Raw genomic sequence first — 18,841 nt, forward strand, 5'->3', positions numbered from 1 at the left:
AGGTTTTTGCGCTCTAATCTAGTAATTCATATCCACAACTAACAATAGCACAATCAGCAAGTACAAGTAACGAATCTATATAAGAATCATCAAGAGCAAGCTCACGATTTACTATTGATAGCTCAGTACATCCTAAAATTATACGATCGCAGCCTTCAGCTTTTATCGCTTCTTCAATCATATTCCATTCGTTACGTGTAACGGTTTTTCCAGCTTTCACACAGTCATAAATGATAGACATGACTTGCTTTTGCAGCTGTTCATTTGGAATAACTGGTTCTAATCCAACCTCTTCCAATGCATGTTGATACACACCAGAGGTAAGGGTACCAATTGTTGCTAATACTCCAACGCGTTTTGCACCAAGTTGCTTTGCTTTATTAGCTGTTTCTCGAATCATATGCAGTACTGGTACTGGTGAGTTTTCTTGTAGCTCATCATAAAATGTATGTGCTGTGTTACAAGGAATTGCAATTAGCTCTGCTCCAGCAGTTGCTAGCTTATGCGTATCCTCAACCATTAAAGGTACCGGACTTGGTTCAGATGGATTCAGAATATGAGCTGTTCTGTCAGGAATACGCGTATCATTATCTATAATGAAGTGCACATGTTCCTGATCTGTGAAAGCCTTCGTTCTGCGGACAATCATTTCCCCTACAAGCATTGTTGCAAGCGGTCCTACTCCACCAATAATACCTAATGTTTTTTTATTCATGACTTAAGACAAACCCTTGTTATTAAAATATTTTTTGTATTTACGGTAGTAGTTTAAATTGTTAAGCGTTAATTTAAACCAACGTTTAATGTTAAAATCCTTTTTATAAAATAACGAATTCGTCATTTTACCCGCTCTGATTAAACGTTTGGCTTCTGCTTTAAGTTCCTCATTTTGAGCGTATTTGAATAGAACCCCTTTAGGAATAATCATCCATAAATGCTTTTCTTTCGCATACGTTAAACCTAAATCTTTACCTAACATACGATCATCTGCTACATACTTCATCAAGTTATGTCCACTTGCTGTTACGTAGTAGCTACTACGACCGTTACGTAAATTGATTTCGAATAATTTATATTCACCATCACGAGAATCAAACTTCATATCGAAGTTAGCAAAGCCTGTATAGCCGATATCTTCTAAGAAGAAACGTACTCGGTCCATAATTTCTTTATCATATGTGTTAATGATAGCTGCATAGCTACCAATTCCTTCTGGTGAATGTTCTTCAAGGATTGGATTACCAAGAGACATCAATTTCACTTTACCATCTTGTCCAACATAAGCGTTCAATACTCGCATATACGAATCATCACCAGGGATGAATTCTTGGATAATTAGATGGTCTTTATATGTTGAGCTATAAATAGCTTTTAATATTGCAGTTTTCTCCGCTTCATCATGTGCAACGAATACTTTTTTCTTCCCTGGGAAGCTACATGCCCAGTATTCAACTGAGTTAGACGCTTTAATAATAATAGGGTATTTAAATTTCACATCAAAGCTTTCATATGTTTCGTACGTGCACGTATCAGTTTTTGGATAGCTGAAATTATATTTCTCACACATCTTGTAGAAGTTTTCTTTCAACAAAATTTGATCCATTAATGATTCATCGATATATGGCACTGTGAAATATTTGATTAACTCTGGTTTGTTTTTAATAATTAGTTTTGCATAATCATCGCCACAAGCTAGTAGTAATAATTTTTTATGAGAATATTTCTTTGCAACTTTCACCAATTCATCTACAAAATTTTCTTGTTTATTTATATTGGGTACTTGTTCAAAGTGTAGAATACTACTATTTTGTGTTGCAGTTAAATGTGAACGACCGATAACGATTGGTTTAATGCCGTATGCTTCATAAAATGAACGAGCCATTCCATATGCATTCATATCAGATCCGATTAATATTGGTAAAAATGGTTGTTCTGCCATTGTATATCATCTCACTTATAGTCTATTGTTTTGCCATTAGTGTAACATATTTCGTAAATTCTTTTTGAATGTTCATATACGACTTATGTACCCTTATCAAAAAATCACAGAGGTTAATCCCCTGTGATGATTACTTCCAAATTGCAACAGCTTGTGATCCGAGTTTCTTATAACTTTTGAAAAAGCTAGTTTCGTCGTGAGAAACATAGCCGTGTAACGGATCCATCACAATTACTTTATCATCCATATGCCCAGTTAGAACAACAGCATGAAGATTACGATACATATCCAGTTTTCTATTTGTTCCTTTAATCCACCAGCCCTCTTTAAAAGTAGGCTTAGATAGATCAAGTGTAACCCAAACTACGACAGGTACTCCCTCTTGTACGAGCGAGATTATTTCCTCTGCACTTTGACCACTTACATTTTCTACTTTCAACGATACGTTCTTATCTTTTGCTATCTTCTTTGCTACCTTTTCAATAACTGGTGCAAAGACATAAGTACCTGTAAGTTTGTTAAAGGGATCACCAGCATAAGCTTTTGCTGGATCAGGACCTATGCGTTTATTCCCTTTATCAACAATCTCTTGTTTTGGTAAATAATTTTTAGCCATATCTGTTTTTGACAGATTTAATCCATAATAATTAAGTGCTGCAGTTAAAGCCGTGATTTCACATCCATGGGGTAGTTCAGGGTTTTGCATTATGATCGGCACATCTAATTGCTGCTCCTCACGCTCAAAATACGTCTCCAATACTACATAGCCCATATCTTCTTGAATCGTCACAACTTTACCGACACTTTTTTCTTGCTCACTATCATCTGTGTAAATAGATGAAGGGACAAACAAATATTGATGCCCCTCCTGTAAGTCCGTAACGATAGCTTCTCCTTCTATATCTCCAGTCGCTGTCGTTACATCCTCATTTGTCTCCATATCTCGGACGGTCACTTTCATATCAGGTATCGGCGTGCGGCTGCCGAATTCAACAATGAGTACTTTTATGCCCTCATCTTGCTGCTTTTCTTTTGCTGTGGAAATACTATTGCAACCGCTCACTGCTACCAGCAGTACAAAGCAAAAGAGGAGCAGCCTCATTGGCATCTTACTTCTCTTATCCAATGCTGATGATCCCTTCTACTTATCGCTTGTTTTTAGCTGAAATATTTTTTGTACCAAACTAAGAACATATAAATTGTCCAGATTTTACGTTGATTTTTCGCTTTACCTTCATAATGGTCTGTTAATAATTTAACAATTGCTTGTTGGTCAAAGAATTGTGCTGCTTCTGGAGATTCAAATGATTCTTTAATCTTGTTGAAGTATTTTTCTTCTTGTATCCATAAACGAATTGGTACTGGGAAACCGATTTTTTTACGGTTAGCCCAAGCTTCAGGCAATGCGCGTTTAGAAGCTACACGGAATGCATATTTCGTATCAACATCATTAACACGGTAGCGAGATGGCACTTTCGAAGCCACTTTCATTACTTCTTTGTCTAAGAACGGTACGCGCAATTCAATTGAGTGCGCCATACTCATTTTATCTGCTTTTAATAAAATATCGTCGACTAACCATAAATTTAAGTCTAAGATTTGTTTTTTCGTTAAATCGTCTTCGCCCGCTGCTTTTTTATAAACAGGCATCACGATATCTTTGACAGATGGTGCATCGTTATATTTTGCTGTTAAAATATTAGCTGCTTCTTGCTCTTCGAAAATATGCGCTTGTCCAATAAACGTTTCCTCTACTGGTAAGCCACCTTTCATCAAGAAGTGTTTACCTCTAACTTCTGGAAGCATTTTCGCAACTTCAGATACAGGACGACGGATGAAGCCTGGTACTTTTTTATATTTTTTCATAGATGCTGATTCATCATACTCTTCGTAACCACCGAATAATTCATCTGCACCTTCACCAGATAACACAACCGTTACATGTTTGCGTGCAAGCTCTGCTAAGAAGTAAAGTGGTACGATTGATGGGTTTGAATGTGGCTCATCCATAATATATTGAATCTCGTCGATTTTGTTAAAGCATTCCTCTGGATCAAGTACTTCATTGACATTCTCAATACCAAGCTCTTTAGATAGCTCTTTTGCAGTGTCAATTTCAGAGAAGTTTTGAGCACTAAAACCTACCGTGAAAGTTTTATCTGGTTTTAAAACAGATGCTACATAGCTTGAGTCAACACCACTTGATAGGAATGAACCAACTTTAACATCTGAGATTTGGTGTGCTTTAATTGAGTCACGTACGACACTATCGATCTCTTCAACGATTTCATCAAGTGGACGCTCTTCAGGATTAAATTTTGGTTCCCAGTAGCGAGTAGTTGTCACTTTACCGTTTTCGTACGTCATATAGTGAGCTGCTGGCAATTTGAAAACACCTTTAAAGAATGTCTCGTTTAACACTGGGAATTGGAATGTTAAATAAGGTTTTAACGCTTTTTCATTTAATACTTTATCGAAATGTGGATGTGGCAAGAAGGTTTTAATTTCTGAACCGAACATTAAAGTACCGTTCATATGGGCATAGTAAAAAGGTTTAATACCGAACATATCACGTGCAGCAAATGCTCGTTTTTTGTTACGATCCCAAATAACGAATGCGAACATACCACGTAATTTAGTTACTAATTTAGTACCGTATTCTTCGTAGCCATGAATTAAAACTTCACTATCTGTTTCAGTTGTAAATGTATGCCCTTTTTCTATTAGGTCTTTACGGATATCTTGATAGTTATAAATTTCACCATTGAAAATTAATACTAAAGATTGGTCTTCATTATACAAAGGTTGGCTACCATTTTCTAAGTCAATAATACTTAAACGTCGGAAACCAAGTGCAGCTTCATCATCTGTAAAAGTACCTGCAGAGTCTGGTCCACGGTGAATAATTTGGTTCATCATATTCTCTAACACTACGTCAGGGTTTGAAACCTCACCTATAAATCCTGTAAATCCACACATATATCTAAATTCTCCTATCTTGTTACATTCAGTCTTATATTTTTAACATGCACTAGTTTGCTTTATAATAAAAAATTACATAGTAATTATACGCTATTTTCTCGATTTCTCCAATGTTTGTCTATGATGATAAAGTCATTTTGTCGCCTAAAACCTACGATTATTATACTATTTTCTCACAAAATTGAAAAAGACTGCCACCTAGTAGCAATCTTTTATTGACAATGCTTTTGATATTCTTCCACAAGCTCCTCTATAGATACTTGATAAAGCTGTTGATCATTAACTTTAAAAACACCTAAAGCCATTAAATCATCTATAATATGCATCTTTTTGCTTTCTTCTAATTGTTCTCGTTGTTCAATCATATAAAAAACCCCTTCTTACTTAAATTGCTATATTACCCATACCCGAAAGTTCGAATATTAAACAATTTGCTTACATTTTAGCCCGATACTTGGCATCCCCTTTTTCATCCCTTTGTATACAAGATAACCTAATATCGCGCCCAATGTATTTAACCAAAGATCGTCTACATCAGTACTACGCATTTGTGGTAGTTGCATCGTTTCGATAAAGATAGATAAACTCAGCGCTGTAATAAAAACATAAGGAAACTTCTCCATCTTGCGCCATAGCAGTGGTAGTAAAAAACCAATTGGCATGAAAATGGCTATATTCCCAAGAAAGTTAATGAAAAAAGGCTGCCATAAATCTAAATAATGAATGGCGTTATACACATCCTTAAATACTTGGAACAACTTTAAATTCACACCTAAAATCATATCCTCTTGGAAGCGCATTTGAAAATGCTGTAGACTTATTCCATTTCTAGGTACGATTGTTTCATAAAACAAACCAATTACATACACAGAAAAGAACAATAATCCTATTTCATGCCACCTATTAGTCGGAGGATTCCCTTTTCTTTTGCGAGACTTGAATCGTAAATAAACGACAAAAGGAATCGCTACAAGCATAACAGGGATCATTTCAAGTAGGTAATACAGTATATCTGACAACCTTTTCACTCATTTCATACTTTCTATTTAACAGGACAAATTATATAGGATTTGGTTGCAAGGAAATATTAAAATTCAATTACAATCTTATATCAAAATAATTTAATATAAATTTACTCACCTTAAGACAGGGGAATCGTCTTATACAAATGCCATATTTAAACAATCCCAATTAACTTAACTATAGCATATTATTCTTTTTCTTGTGAGTAATAAACGTTAAATTTAATAGTCTCTTATTTCTTTACTAATTCAGTACTGACAAGGATATGTAAGATTTGACCTTATAAAAAACTGAATACTTTCATCTATAAAACGTTCAATTTCTTTATATGTTATTTCTCTCTCATCTATTCAATTAATTAAGTCCATTCATCATGAGCCAATGTAATTATATACCATAATAATTTGCTGTTTTCTCCTTCTTTTCTCTATTCAATTAGACCACTTTATTCCCCAAAAAAATCGAGCATCTGTGAGATGCTCGATTAAATATGTAAGTTTAATATTATTTTCATTTTATATTATCTACTTGTTGATTTTTTAATCCCAAAAAAATAACCGTCCCCTCCACAAAAGGTTTGACGGTTATTTCTGACCTCGAACCAACCGCTTTTTCTGCGGTGTCTAGTCAGTAGACTGAACGTTCGCAGCGTTCGGTCTTGTTATGGTATGCTTTTCTAACTCTATTATACAATTCTGATAATAAATTTTCAATAAATGGATTGTATTGCCTTATATTATATAATCGCCATGTTCTATTATTTTGGCGCCTCTACTTTATCATCAAAAGTTACAATCACAATCTCAGCATTTGTGATACCTGGCAATGATTTCGTCATCATCGGGGAATGGTATGCCGTAATTTTCATACCTGCTCTCAATACCGTTTCTCCACCTAGTAATGAGATTACTTTTGTGTCTTCCGAGATGTTCAGAATTACATCATTGTTTGAGATTTGGTCAGATCCAACATTGATATACAGCTGATCTTTTGTCGTACTATTTGATGTGACAATTGTGCCTTCAACTTTATTGTGTTCCGTTTCTTTCACAACAATTTTCTCTGCATGTGTTTGAGCTGGATATATCATGGTCATCATTTCACCGTAGTAGGCCTCAACCCGAACATCAGTCTTCAAAGCTTCTAGGGTTAATGATTTACCTAGCTGGTTGACTATTTGCGTATTCTCATCCACCGATAGAATTACATAATCCACTCCGCCTTTTTTCATCGAATTCCCAATCACGGTAAACTTGCTATCTGCTACATTTGTAATAATACCGTTTGTACCTACAGCGTCTTCTTGAACCACCTCATCAGTTGCCAAGTTAACAACGACATAATCCGTTGTCGATTGAGCCGGAATACTCATCGTAACAGCTGGTCCATAGAAGGCTTTGACCGTCATGCCTGATTTGATAGCACTTATCTTTATTGCTTTTCCATTTTGGTCTAATATCTGCGCTTTATCAGCGAAATGCAAAACAATCTTATCCTTATGTGTTGTGTAGATATCTGTACCTTCTACAACAATCCCATTTTCATTCACTTCAGATATTGTGCCATTAATTCCTGTAAAATCCTGATCTTGAACAACTAGCTTTAGTGCTTTTCCTCGCGCTGGAATGCTCTTCGTAATTTTAGGATCATAATATGCCTTTACAGTCTTATTGTCTTCGATGATTTTTTTAAAAGACACTTTTTTTCCTTTGGAATCGATAATTTTAGTACTTTTAGTGATAGATAGAATTATTTCACTTTGATCTGTTGTAACAAGCCCATGTCCAGTTACAGTAATAAATTTCCCAGTCTTATCGTTTACGTAATTTGTAATTTGACCAATTGTCCCCGGAGAAGCTTTCACTTTATTCTGAGCAACCCCTTGACCATTAAGAATTGGCTTGGCTGGAACGCTCTGTGCACTTGCTGTCACCGGGAGCGTAGCCATCAATACAATAGATGCTGTTACTAACATTTTTTTCATCTTATATTCCTCCAATTTTAGTATTTTTACTCCGTACTTTTCAAGCCTATCTTCATGCACAACACAGTCTGTAATAAATTTATTCACATTATTTAATTCCACTCATCATAAGTTTTCCATTTTAAAGAAACTTATTTTCACAATAAATTTATTAGTTCACTAAACACATATACCTAAATTATACCATTATATATATATTCAGGGTAAATATTAGAACGTAAATGCCTTATCTGGTAAAATAATAATAACTAGTTGTGCAGGTTGGACGGTTGGTCACTTCCAAGGGATTGGAGGTGATACTATTGACAACTTTCGAAATAATAAGCTTATTGATTCAACTTTCAGTTGGATGGATAGCATTCCTTTCAGTTTTGTTGTCGGTACTCTTTTTTCTATTAAAAAAGAAATAACCGTCCCCTCCACATAAGGTTTGACGGTTATTATTGACCTCGGACCAACCGCTTCATCTGCGGTTACTAGCCACTAGACTGAACGTTCGCAGCGTTCAGTCTTTTTATATTATGTTTTACTATCGTATTAATACAAATTAAATCTCTACAAAGGTCATTCCTCAGTTTACTTCTACAGAGACTGACATCTACTCATTTATAAATTCTTTAATCGCCTCAACTAATTCTTTAGATAACGGAAGTGTCGGATCAGAATAAGTAGCCATATTTCCTTGTATCTCCTCTGGTGCATCTTTTAGAATATGATTCATCTTGCTTACAATCATCAGTTTAGCCTCTTCGTTATTGGCCTTTAATATTTTCGCATCACTTACTGGAACTTGAATATCGTGTGCTCCTTGAATAATTAAGACAGGTGCTGTTACTTTTTGAATACTCTTAGCTGGATCATACTTTAGCCAAGACATAAGATACGGCTGAACAGAAGGTCTAAATAGTGATTGTAATTCTGTTGATATGGTTGCTACAGGTTTACCTTCTTTTAATGATGCTAAGATTTCAGTAGATTCTTTTGTAAGATCCGATGTTAATTTGCCTTCTAATTGTTCAAGTAATATCTCATCTGCTGGACGTCCTGCACCTGCTATCGAAGTAAATGAAGCAATGTTACTATTCTGTGCTGCTAACATGCCAATTAATGAGCCCTCACTATGACCAATAATATGAATACTTTTAAATTTATTTTCTGATATTGCGTATTTAATAACTTGGTTAACGTCTTCTACATATTTTTCTATTGATAAATCTTCTTCTTTTGTTGTTAATGGAGCATTATCACCAATTCCCCTTTTGTCATAACGAATTGATGCAATCCCTTGATTAGCTAGGTCTTCAGCTAGCATTTTCAAGCTATTATTTTTGCCAGCGCCTATAGTATTTCCATCTTTGTCGGTCGGGCCAGACCCTGCTATTATAATCGCCAATGGATATGAGCCTTCCTTTTCAGGATGTTGCAAAGCTGCCTTTAGATTCCCTCCATTAACTGGGATATTAATGGATTCATAACTCGCCTTCTCTTCTTTGTAAGGAGTTAATTTAATAGGTAGTGTATTGCCATTTTGCTTAAATGTTCCTGTTATCAAATTACCTTGTAACTTACCGTCTATTACGATATTCGAACCTTGTAAATCAATTGTAATCACAACTTTATTGCCGTCATATGAAACTTCTTTAAATGGATAGTCCTTTACCCCTTGAGCCGGTACTGATAAAGTGCCACTTTTCTCTTTAAGCGATAAAACTATTTCTAATGGTGATTGCGGAAGATCAATATTCCCTTGCCATTGTCCTAACATATCATCATTCACACCTTTCTTAACCTCTGGACTTTCTTCCTTAGAACAAGCTACTAAAAACACCAGCACGCAAAGCCAAATTACATATTTTTTCATTTATAAACTCCTTTTCTACCTGGTTCAAATAATAAATACGTATACTATACCTTTGTTCAATCTGTTCTATCTTTAGTATCACAAATACAACTGGTAATTTCAAATGTTTTATGGAAATATTATGGAATTCATGTTTTTACAAGTGTAATTGATTTGATCAAATAATCTGAGATTGCTTTATGTTAAGTGAATTTTTATTTCAAGATGAATAACATAAATATATCCTTACTTACAGAAAAACACCTGTGTAGGCGAAGAAAAGAGGTTTTTTTAATGAAATTAAAATGGATTCCTATAGTATTAGGGACAGCATTACTAGTGGGTTGTGGAAGCGATACAGAAGCACTAGAAAAGAAAGTGAATACACTTCAAAGAGAAAACAATACACTTAAACAACAACTTGAAACAATAGAAAAAGAAATGACATCTATAACTGCAAAAATCGACTCAGAAGATTCATCAAAACCGTTGGAAAATGAAAGCGATCTTTCGAAATTAGACTCTGAAGTTACAGATTTAATTACTTCATATGAGGATGCGGTTAATGCAACAGATGTAGATGCCTTGCAAAAACTATTTACAGAAGACGTTACGATCAAAAAAAATAACAAACAAGTTGAATTAATTAAGGATGGTCAAAGTCCTATACCAATCGTTTCAGAAATCAATTCAAACGTTATTTATGAAGTTCATATAGAATGGTTTAATTATGATGGCAAAGGGAGCTATTGGATACGTACATTGCTAATCAAAGAAAATGAAGATTCTGGTGCTGAAGTTTATTTCACAATTATCAAAACAAGCAATGGATTTAAAATTTCGGCTATTGAAAGCTAATTCATAATTTATATTAAAAAGGATGTTTATTGTTGTGAAGATAAACATCCTTTTTTGTATTCATTTCTTCAGTGCTATATAGGTTATGGAATTAACTTCCACATTATTCATCTAAGACATTTACCTCGCCATCATTCAGATACAAAAAAAAGTCTTCCAATCGGAAGACTTTGAAATAATTTATGAGTTCGGTATAACTAAAAAAATGGATGGTATGAAAGAAATGCCAAAAAATAAAATGTACCATAAAGACATACGTCGTAACGAAAATTGACGTTGTTTCTTCTGTGCATAGAAAATGTCCGTAAAAATAGCAACGACGAGTGGAATACTCATACATGCAATAGCGATTAAAATCACATCTGTAAAGTTCATTGTGCATCCCCCAATTTTCAAACATATTAATTATAAATGTGACGAAAATGTGTCTTAATTTATTGTACACAATTTCGTCACAAATTGTCAATGAATTTTACCATACTTTTCTAACTTTCTTTATTTGACCCAAAAAAAGAAGGCAGAACCAGATCTATCTCCTGAGGTTCTACCTTCTTCTATTCATCTAATACTAATTGCCTAATTGAAATTCTTGTTTTCTTTATAAAACGGAAGCCAGTCTTTTGATACCTTCCTCAATTGTTTCTGGATCAGAATTCGTATAATTAAGGCGCAAAGTTCCTGCTCCTTTAATATTCGTATAGAACGGATCTCCAGGGACGAAAGCCACTTTCTTCTCAGTTGCTCGTTTAAAGACTTCTACTGAAGAGACTCCTTCTCCCAAATCTGCCCATAAAAACATACCGCCTTCTGGTTTTGTAAACGTAACATGCGCTGGTAAATATTTTTCCATCGCCGATATCATTGCATCACACTGTTGTTTATATAGTGCTGTAATTTTACTAATGTGCGCTTCATAATCATTATTCGCTAAATAATCATAAATAGCATATTGTGCAAGTACATTCGTATGTAAATCAGACGATTGTTTTGCTCCGATTAAATGGCCCATTAGCTCCTTATTTTTTGTACATAAATAACCAATACGCATTCCTGGTGATAAAGTTTTAGAGAAAGAACCAAATAGTACACTATTTTCGGATTTTCCACCTGCAATGTAAGGTAATGATTCTCCTTCAAAGCGAAGTTCTCCATAGGGATCGTCTTCAATTAAAACTGTGTTCGTCTTCTTAATGATTTCAAAAATAGCTTCACGTTTCTCTTTTGAGTAAGTTAAGCCTGTGGGATTTTGGAAATTAGGGACTGTATACAATAATTTTACATCATTATTTTGTAAAGTTGCTTCAAGCTCTTCTAAATTTAAACCGTCATCTTCAAGGCTGATTGGTAAAAACTCGGGTTCAAAAAGTGCAAATGTTTGAATAGCAGCCAGATAACACGGGCTTTCTACAGCTACTTTATCCCCCTTATTTACTAAAGCCTTCCCCATTAAATCTAGTCCTTGTTGAGAACCTGTTGTAATTAAAATATCATCTGCTGTAACATCCATACCAAATCGTTTTTTATAACGGTCTGCAATCCATTGGCGTAATGGTAAATAGCCTTGAGTCCCTGAATACTGGAATACCTTGTCGCCAGAATTTTGTAAAACGCGATTAATCGATTCTTGGAACTCTTTCATTGGAAATGAAATAGGGTTTGGTAACCCTCCTGCAAATGAAATAATATCTTCCACCTCAGTCAAACTTAAAATATCTTTTATAAAAGAACTATCTGCTTGTAAAACTCTATCTGAAAAAATTTGCACCATCATCAATTCTCCTTCTAAACTACTTCTACTATATTCCGTTTATATTTTTATATTATTATAGCAAATCACATAACATTGTGAATTGTCAATATTTTCTCATGAATTAAGTTGGATTTACAGATTAATTAGATTGGATGCTTTGTACTTGTAGATTAACAGGAGCTGTGGAATTCTATTTTATTATCATAATTTGCTTACTTGTGATCACTTTTAACTGACTGGTGCTCTTATTTAATCTTATCGGGGTTTTTTTGACTCACTCGGGCTCTCTTTTAACCTACTCACTCTCTCTTTTGGCTCACTCGGGCTCCCTTTTAACCTACTCACTCTCTCTTTTGACTCACTCGGGCTCCCTTTTAACCTACTCGCTCCCTCTTCTGATTCACTCATTCTAATTCCAAAACAAAAAGCATCTCATAAGAGATGCTTTTTTATATTGCCTGTAGCTGACATGACATAAACTTAAAATCGTTTGAAGCTAATTGCTCTTACATTCCAAATTTTTGTCTAAAGCCGCACTTCCTGCATAATTCTTCAACTGCTTCTCTTCTAGTGAATCCATCAAAGAGATTATTGGCTCTCTCGCTTTCTACAATTTCAGAGAATGGTGTGTTATTAATATTCCCTAGATTTATGACGCCTTCTCCATCTAGGCAACATGGGACAACTGTACCGTCAACAAGAATTGCTGCTTGACTGCGAAGTGCATGACAAAATCCTTTTCCTTCATCCTCAGGGGCTTGCAAGCTCGGCCATTGAAATTCATGATCTTGGTTTAAATAAACACGATCCGTAATTTTAACACCTTTTCCCGGTTGTACTTTTTCTTCAATCTTAAAGTCTAAGTTATATTCCTGCTCTAATATATCTAACGTTTCACGGTTTCTTCTCTTCTCTAAATCTGTAACCTGATCTTTTTGTAGGTTCCATAATCGGTACGATATGATAATGTTATGTTCCGCCGCATCACGCACAAATTCAAGAATATCTCCTAAATATTTTTCACGATTCTCTGACCCCTCATGTCCATCAAAGCTATGTAATGAGAAGTTGATTTGGCGTAGCGCAGGCTTTCCTAATAATTTCTCTCGATTCTTTTTAATCAATGTTCCATTAGTCGTGATATTCACTTTAAATCCTTTAGCATGTGCTGCGTCAAGTAATTGGTCAATTTTATTATGTAAAAGAGGTTCTCCTTTCACATGTAGGTAAATATATTTCGTATGCGGTCTAATCTGATCAAGTATATTGTTAAACGCATCTAGTTTGATTATATTCGCCTTACGACTCGTAGGTGGACAGAAGCTACACGCAAGATTACAGACGCTTGTAATTTCAACATAAACTTTTTTAAATGTTTTCAATTATAATTCACCATTCCCGTTCTCTGTATATTCCATGACTATAGTTATTGTAATCAAATTCGATGATACTGAACAGTCTTTCAACAATAGAGTTGGAGTGTATGCATACCTTTTCTATTCTATAACGATTTTTGTTGCAGCAATAACATAAAAAGATACCTCCCAAAAGCCGCTTGGTAACGGCATTCGGAGGCATCATTTCATTTCATTTTCTTACTTTACTTTCAAAGATAATGTGTACGGATCAATTGACGCACGTCCTTGACCATCTCGAACCTTCACATAATAAGTTCCTTTGGTCATATTTAAGGATAGAATTTCCTTATCCCCTTGCCCATAAATATCCGATTTAGCTACTCTTTTGCCATTACGATAGACTTCAATCACACCATCTAGCTCTTGGCTAGCATCGAGTGTCAACGTCACTTGTTCTGTTTTAGTTGGTTGATAAATATACCAATCTTCATCACCATCTTCATATCCTGTATTAAAGTATCCTGTCGTTGAATATAATTTGCTACTTTTCTTCTGTAGCTTGATAGGCTTAGAAGGTTTGTTATTTTTCACTTTAGATCCGGCATCTTCATCTTTTTTATTCACTGAGTCTACTTTTAGTTGATATGGCCATAAAGAAATTGCTGAACTTGAGTCAACTAAACCTAATACTGTGATAAAATATGATTTACCTTTTTTTGCTTCAAAAGAGCCTGTTGTCGTTCCATCTGCAGTATTTTTTAATAGGTATGTTCTATATTCCATATCTTTATCATCTATTTTATGATTTTTGTTAACGTCCTCTGTAATTTCCATGAGGCCTAAATATGGGCTCAACAACTCTTTTGGATACTTAGCTTTAAGCTTAGAAGTCAGTGGTGTACGGGAGAATTTCACTCCGTATATTGCTTTTTCTTTTGCAGTGAAATAATAAGTATCAATATCATTCGCTGTAGAGAAATTTGCCGTCACACCAGAAGCCGGAAAATCTTTTGCTTGCTCTGGGTGGTTATTTTCTTCATAGCTATCACCGGTGTCTTTAACGACAAGTTTAGAAGTTACTTGATACCCATCATACGGAATTTGATACGTATTATAGTTTGGATTGATGGATAAGTAATACGTTTTATCTGCTTTTAAACTAGCGAAAAATTTCCCTTTGACCCAATCATCATATGAAGACCAGTCCTCATTAGTTGAGACAAGAGATAAGAGTTGAAATTCCTTACCATTCTCATCTTTATCTATTATTACCTCATACAATCCTAGATTTGGAATATTCTCTTTTGGTGTTGGTAATTGGAACTGATAAATGCCCGCACTTGAAGTGTTAAATTTATACCAGTCTTGGTCCATTGTATTTTGTAGATAGCCTTGAATGGTTCCACCTAATTCGTATGGTATTGCTACCGATTCCAACAGATTAATTCGTTCTGAGTCATCTTCTGTTAATACATTCATCATTGTGGAATCATCCATAGAACTATAGTGGTCTTCATCTTCTGGAATAATCTTTCCGACTAGGCTCACGCTATATGGGAGTGCAGACCCCGCAGGTTCTTTTTCTTCCATGCCTCCAACCAATCCTAATAGTAACTGTTCTAAAGTAACGTAACCAAAAGTTCCTTTATTTGTTACTTTTAAATAATATTCTTTTTCAGGTTCAGTTTGGAATAATAGCGTTTCACCTTCTCCTATACCATGCGTATTACTTGTATATAAAGCTGGCATATCTTCTGTGCCTAATTCTTCAGATGTTGCTGGGAATAACTGCTCCTTTTCATATACAGCAGCACTTATATCTACTCCCGGTATACCTGTAACATCAAATTTCATAAATTGCGCTTCTTTTGATGTAAAGTGGAAGTAATCTGTATCGCCATTTTCACCAGCCATATAAAGGTTATCTTGGTTAAATGGCCATTTATCTATTTTAATTGGGTTTTCTAATGTAGACTCAGTTTTTGGAATTTGAGATACCTTATCTACAATTAATGTGAAACTAGATTGATTCTGACCTGAGACATCAAAATTACCATTCACATCTTTTACACCAATCGCTAATGTTCCACTAAACGGTGCTTGAATTAGCTTTCCTTCCGTTTTTCCTTCCGTCACATCGTTAACATCCATAAGTTGCTTTTGATTATTACCATAAAAATGAATACTCATTTTATAATCATATTGCTTTGCAGCAATCAATGAAGTTTGAATGTATTCTCCCTTTTCTACAGGAATTTTAACCCACTTTTGTTCTGAAGGCTTTGTAAAAGAATGCTTCACTTTTGCAGGAATTGAAATCTGCTCAGCATTCTTTATAATTTCTTTTTCGCCCCACTTCTCTTTCACTAGAGAAGGAATCTTTTTCACATCAAATTTCATTGCAGCAACTGGGTTGATAAGGCCATTCCCATATTTATGATCAAACCCTTTGTCTCCTAAATCTGTCGCTGTTTTTTCTAAAATATATTCTACTTCAGCCGGCTTTAAATTTGGATATTTAGACAACAGCAATGCTGCTGTTCCAGCAACTACAGGGGAAGCCATAGATGTTCCACTTAAATTCGCAAAAGTTGATCCCTTTTGTGTATCATAAAAAGGTGCATAAATATTTTCACCAGGTGCTACCACATCAGTAGACGCACCGTAAGATGAAAATTCACTTAATTTTTTTTCGTTATTAATAGAGCCTACGCTAATTACCCCTTCATACTTGGCAGGATAAATTGGCATATCAGATCCTTGATTCCCCGCTGCTGCAACGACAACAACACCACTATTAATCGCCTTTGCCACAGCCTCTTCTAGAACGGTAGATGGCATTGAGCCCTGCAAGCTCATGTTAATGACGTCTGCTCCTTGATCTACAGCTTTTAATATAGCATTTGCAATTGTGTAGTCGAATGTCCACATATCTCCGTCAAAGATATCATAAGAAAGAATCTTCACATTTGGATTTATGCCATAGCCACCGATACCGTTATCCTTTTTAGCAGCAATAATGCCAGCCACGTGAGTTCCATGTATGTCAGTAGTTGCCGGATTCATCGGATTCATAATGTTTGTACTTGAAAGAATAGACCCTTTTAACTCCGGGTGATTACGGTCAATTCCCGTATCAATAACCGCTACCTTTACTTGATTTTTCCCAGCCAACTTTTGGGCATCTGCTGTTTTTAGTATGCTATGCATATATTGTTCACTTACTTTCGGGTCAACTGAGCCCGCATGCTGATATTTTGGACTAAGACCAACAGAAACTACCTTACTGTTTTTTTGATAGTTTTTAATAGTTTGCTGTAGTTTGTTCTTATTACTAACTTTAACAGCTACATAGTTAAGTCCTTTTATTTGGTTTACAACTGTACCGCCAGCCTTGCGATGATCACTAGCGCTTAGCAAACTTGAATATTTAATAATAATTGTGTCGTCACTATAATTCGCAGTCTTTTCAATTTTAGATGTTCGTTCATTTTGGCTAAGCGAGTGCAATTTAGCTGCAATAGATTTAGTTTTTGCGTCTACTTTTAAACTACTGACTAGTGAAAATAACAATGCAAAGCTTGCTAAAACTACTACTACTTTTTTTATAATAGATTTCACAATAACCCTCCTTAAATAGCAATCCTTATATTCTATTTAACGAGGTACATCATTTATACCAATTAATATATATTATTTTGAAATTTGTATTCATTTAATACTAAATGTTCCAATTTAGTTTCCAATGTTCATCTTAATAGACAGGAATCCCACTAAATTTTGGATGGAATTCTATCTACTTTAAACACAAAGAGAAATACTTGAGCGACCTACTTTAGTTATATAGATAAACTTGCAAATTATCGTTTTGGTCTATTGTTGCTAATAATACATCTTTAACATCTACGTTAAACATGGATATGACTCTGTCTTTAAGCCAATCCTCATTAATATTTAAGTTTTTCAATTCATAGTAATCAATCTTACCCTCTTTAATAAGTACTGTAGGTAAAGAAAAGGCTTCAGGTGCTAACTTCATATCTGCTCGAGTTAATGTTTGGTATTGAGGGTATAAAAAGCTTGAAATAGTTCCATCTGGCTCCCATAAAGCTAGAGCAACCTTTTGAATATCTTCTATTTTTTCTTTTCTTAATTCAGATAAAAGTAAATCGACGGAAATCCTAGCCTTTGATAAGTTTTTAGAAACAATTTGTCCATCCTTAATAAGTGGGAATGGTGAGGAATCTATTAAATGTCGAAACGGGACCCATTTAAGGCTCAAGTATACGCCTACTGAATATAAAATAACTAAAGTTGACATAGAAATAATGGAACCCTTCATCCCTAACCCTTCATCAGACAAGGGATGGGCAATAATATTTCCTACAGATATTGCCATAGCAAAATCGAGTAATCTCAACTGAGAGATAGAACGTTGCCCCATAACTTTCGCTGCAATGAGTAAAAAAAGAAATGCTACAATTGCTCGGAGAATCCATTGAATTGCCGTAAGCGTCTCTTGTGCATGGAAAAAGTCCATAGTGACACATCCTCTCAATCCTTTTACTTCTCTTATTATCTCCAATAATATCCGTATTATAAAAAAAACTTGCTAATAATATAAAAATAAATGGGTCAATCTTCTATTACTTTACGTAATGAAGACCGACCCATTAGATCACTTATTATATTGATTTCTACCTCAACTTTACATCATTACTACTATTCATTGCTTATTGTTAGGAGATCGTTTAAATCATTTTCAATAATGCCTCTGATCCAATCATTCCTTTAGCAATGCCAAATTGCTCTGCTTCAAGGGTAACTGACTCAAGTGGTGCATTCAACAATTGTTCAATTGTCTTCACACCAACTGCTCGACCGGCAACTATTTTACGATCAGCTAATTTCGTATTCAAAAGTCCGACATCTAACGCACCACACATAATATAACCTACATCATTTGAAACCGTTAACAACGTCGTTTTAGGTAAGCTTACAGTAACAGCCTTAAATATAGAACCTTCAATATTAATTGTTTCAGTTGAAACCATCTAATTCGCCCCTTCCTCTATATACATATGAAACTGGGCAAAAAGTTGTTCGA

The 18,841-nt window shown here is 34.9% G+C and carries 15 protein-coding genes; 1 reads left to right on the top strand and 14 read right to left on the bottom strand.

The annotated features are described in order from the left end of the window. Window positions 1-13: 13 nt before the first annotated feature. The 8 genes from cuyB to AMD00_RS20470 all read right to left on the bottom strand — a co-directional run bounded on the left by cuyB (window position 14) and on the right by AMD00_RS20470 (window position 9,789). Window positions 14-715, bottom strand: a complete 702-nt coding sequence (cuyB, locus tag AMD00_RS20440) for a cysteate racemase (RefSeq protein ID WP_053418846.1) — start codon at window positions 713-715, stop codon at window positions 14-16. A 3-nt stretch (window positions 716-718) separates the two neighbouring features. Then, entirely contained in the window at window positions 719-1,939 is a 1,221-nt protein-coding gene (locus AMD00_RS20445; protein WP_053418847.1) for a carboxylate--amine ligase, read from the bottom strand. Window positions 1,940-2,069: 130 nt separating this feature from the next. After that, window positions 2,070-3,002 (bottom strand): C39 family peptidase, encoded by a 933-nt coding sequence (locus AMD00_RS20450; protein WP_245639569.1) that lies wholly within the window; start codon window positions 3,000-3,002, stop codon window positions 2,070-2,072. Window positions 3,003-3,097: 95 nt separating this feature from the next. Next, window positions 3,098-4,918, bottom strand: coding sequence for an asparagine synthase (glutamine-hydrolyzing) (gene asnB / locus AMD00_RS20455; RefSeq protein ID WP_053418849.1), 1,821 nt, complete (start codon window positions 4,916-4,918; stop codon window positions 3,098-3,100). Window positions 4,919-5,133: 215 nt separating this feature from the next. Continuing rightward, complete coding sequence (locus tag AMD00_RS23025; protein ID WP_083446317.1) at window positions 5,134-5,286, bottom strand: Fur-regulated basic protein FbpA; 153 nt, start codon at window positions 5,284-5,286, stop codon at window positions 5,134-5,136. A gap of 57 nt (window positions 5,287-5,343) precedes the next feature. Continuing rightward, entirely contained in the window at window positions 5,344-5,940 is a 597-nt protein-coding gene (locus tag AMD00_RS20460; protein ID WP_053418850.1) for a VanZ family protein, read from the bottom strand. A gap of 761 nt (window positions 5,941-6,701) precedes the next feature. Further along, window positions 6,702-7,928, bottom strand: coding sequence for a hypothetical protein (locus AMD00_RS20465; protein ID WP_053418851.1), 1,227 nt, complete (start codon window positions 7,926-7,928; stop codon window positions 6,702-6,704). 598 nt (window positions 7,929-8,526) lie between these two features. After that, on the bottom strand, window positions 8,527-9,789 hold the full coding sequence (locus AMD00_RS20470; protein WP_053418852.1) for an alpha/beta hydrolase: 1,263 nt from the start codon (window positions 9,787-9,789) through the stop codon (window positions 8,527-8,529). A 273-nt stretch (window positions 9,790-10,062) separates the two neighbouring features. Between AMD00_RS20470 and AMD00_RS20475 the strand changes: the two genes are divergently transcribed. Further along, window positions 10,063-10,626: a bZIP transcription factor gene (locus AMD00_RS20475; protein ID WP_053418853.1), complete on the top strand. Its 564-nt coding sequence runs from the start codon at window positions 10,063-10,065 to the stop codon at window positions 10,624-10,626. A gap of 180 nt (window positions 10,627-10,806) precedes the next feature. Here the strand turns inward: AMD00_RS20475 and AMD00_RS20480 are convergent, their stop codons facing one another. The 6 genes from AMD00_RS20480 to AMD00_RS20505 all read right to left on the bottom strand — a co-directional run bounded on the left by AMD00_RS20480 (window position 10,807) and on the right by AMD00_RS20505 (window position 18,788). After that, window positions 10,807-11,001 carry a hypothetical protein gene (locus AMD00_RS20480; RefSeq protein WP_053418854.1) on the bottom strand — a complete coding sequence of 65 codons (195 nt, stop codon included), beginning with the start codon at window positions 10,999-11,001 and terminating at the stop codon, window positions 10,807-10,809. A gap of 223 nt (window positions 11,002-11,224) precedes the next feature. Then, complete coding sequence (locus AMD00_RS20485) at window positions 11,225-12,397, bottom strand: aminotransferase-like domain-containing protein (protein ID WP_245639570.1); 1,173 nt, start codon at window positions 12,395-12,397, stop codon at window positions 11,225-11,227. A 485-nt stretch (window positions 12,398-12,882) separates the two neighbouring features. Further along, entirely contained in the window at window positions 12,883-13,758 is an 876-nt protein-coding gene (locus AMD00_RS20490; RefSeq protein WP_053418856.1) for a radical SAM/SPASM domain-containing protein, read from the bottom strand. A gap of 213 nt (window positions 13,759-13,971) precedes the next feature. After that, a complete protein-coding gene (locus tag AMD00_RS20495) occupies window positions 13,972-17,355 on the bottom strand; it encodes a S8 family peptidase (protein ID WP_053418857.1) in 3,384 nt (1,127 codons plus the stop codon). 214 nt (window positions 17,356-17,569) lie between these two features. Beyond that, entirely contained in the window at window positions 17,570-18,274 is a 705-nt protein-coding gene (locus AMD00_RS20500; protein ID WP_053418858.1) for a DUF421 domain-containing protein, read from the bottom strand. 211 nt (window positions 18,275-18,485) lie between these two features. Further along, on the bottom strand, window positions 18,486-18,788 hold the full coding sequence (locus AMD00_RS20505) for a YunC family protein (protein WP_053418859.1): 303 nt from the start codon (window positions 18,786-18,788) through the stop codon (window positions 18,486-18,488). Window positions 18,789-18,841 lie beyond the last annotated feature (53 nt).

The organism is Viridibacillus arvi, assembly GCF_001274945.1.
Classification (GTDB): Bacteria; Bacillota; Bacilli; order Bacillales_A; family Planococcaceae; genus Viridibacillus; species Viridibacillus arvi.